Raw genomic sequence first — 1,607 nt, 5'->3', positions numbered from 1 at the left:
ACCTCAAGTGCCATGGAATTACGATCTTCATCCTGATGCAACTTCGCCACGGCGTCGGTTCCCGTGCGGGATTCACGTTTGAGCGAGATAAACGAACCGGCAAGTCTTGCCAGATGCATGAGTTGCTCCTGCTGGGTTAAAGCGAATTCCGTTCGGGGCTCATCGGACAGGACGCTGAGAGCTCCAATACACTCGTCTGAGACGCAGATCGGTGCAACGGCCAGGAACCGGAGATTCGGCCTCTGGGTCACCGCATCGATTTCGGAATAGCGAACATCCTCCGCGGCGTTCAGAATGATCAGGCAACTCTTGTCAGGTGCCGCGAGTGAACTGGCTTCAATAGCCCAGATATTGGCTATCCCAATACGGCCTGCGTGGGACAAGACGCGGCTTCGTTTCTCATCCACAAGCGTGATCTGTGCGCCGCTGCTGTTGGACATCGACAATGCGAGTTCCGCCAAACAATGGAATTCGTTGTCATGCTCGCGAATTTCAAGCGTCTTCAAACTCGAAAGAACATCACGACGCGACGACCCCGACAGAAATTCTAACGTGCTTTCTGAAATGTTTTCCGATCTCATATCCAAATGATGGCTCGCATCACCACCCTACTCATACCATCGATACAGCTCCCTCAAGAACGCAACCCTTTGTGCTTTGTTCCTTGATGGGAACATTTATCCAGCACCTTCGTTTTCGTTAGGCTACTGAAGGAGGCCGAAAATGCTTGAAGCGAATGACATTCTTTCTGACGAAAGCCTGAGCAGGGTCCAGAAGATTGCCAAACTGGAAGAACTGTTGAGCGAGGCTCGGGGACTACAGCGAGCGGCCACAGAAAGTGGTATGGATCCTGATGATGGAGTAACACGAAATTTGCGGGACATCGAACTTGCCCTTGGTCATCTGAACGCCGAAAAACCGGAAACAGGTGCTGCGACGCTGTGACGAAGCGATCACTCATCCTTTTCAGTGGCCTCTTCTGACTGTATCTCCATGAGGCCAGGTAACGCCACGTTCACTGAGGTGCCCCCATCCAGATTGGCAGAGTAGACTACGGATCCATCGAATTGCTGGCAAAGCTGATTGACGATGAGCGACCCAAGTCCAGAGGAGCGTTTCTTCGATGTCTTCTGCATGCCGACGCCGGTATCGGCGATCTCCAGTCGCAGAACATCACCCTCACCCCGCACAAGATCGATTCTTATCTCTCCCGGCTTGTTGTCCGGAAAAGCGTGTTTTATGGCGTTCATCGTCAACTCGCCGATGATTATTCCCAGCGTCGTCGCATCGCGGGAGCTCAGGTTTATTGGGGCAAGCTCTGCGACAATCCTGATATCCCGGTCATGGGCGGTCGACTGCTTGATATCAGCGATGACCTCCGGCAAATATTCATCCGCACGAACAGTCTCATGATCCTTTCCAAGCCGCAGACGTCTGTGGGCCGACGAAATGGTTTGAATTCTGTCGCGGGCTGCCCCGAGCGCGGCGCGTATTTCCTCCGACGATACGTCCCGCATCTGAATACCGAGTAGCGACGAGACCGTCGCAAGCGAATTTCCTATGCGATGGTCGGAATCCTGCAGCAGTGTTTCCACGCGAGCCCGCTC

General features: G+C 53.6%; 3 protein-coding genes. 1 reads left to right on the top strand and 2 read right to left on the bottom strand.

The genetic code is table 11. The features are described from left to right. On the bottom strand, positions 1-440 hold a 440-nt coding region (locus ACXJ5O_RS26365; protein WP_457302486.1), incomplete at its 3' end, for a GAF domain-containing protein. 283 nt (positions 441-723) lie between these two features. Here ACXJ5O_RS26365 and ACXJ5O_RS26360 point away from each other — a divergent pair. Further along, on the top strand, positions 724-945 hold the full coding sequence (locus ACXJ5O_RS26360) for a hypothetical protein (protein ID WP_271897464.1): 222 nt from the start codon (positions 724-726) through the stop codon (positions 943-945). Between the two features lie 8 nt (positions 946-953). On the opposite strand, the gene ACXJ5O_RS26355 is transcribed toward ACXJ5O_RS26360, so the two are convergent. Beyond that, positions 954-1,607: sensor histidine kinase (locus tag ACXJ5O_RS26355; protein ID WP_457302485.1), on the bottom strand; the 654-nt coding region annotated here is incomplete at its 5' end.

This window comes from Phyllobacterium sp. P5_D12 (assembly GCF_054049495.1).
Note: the sequence above shows the minus strand (reverse complement) of the source record. Positions and strands in the feature narration are given on the sequence as shown.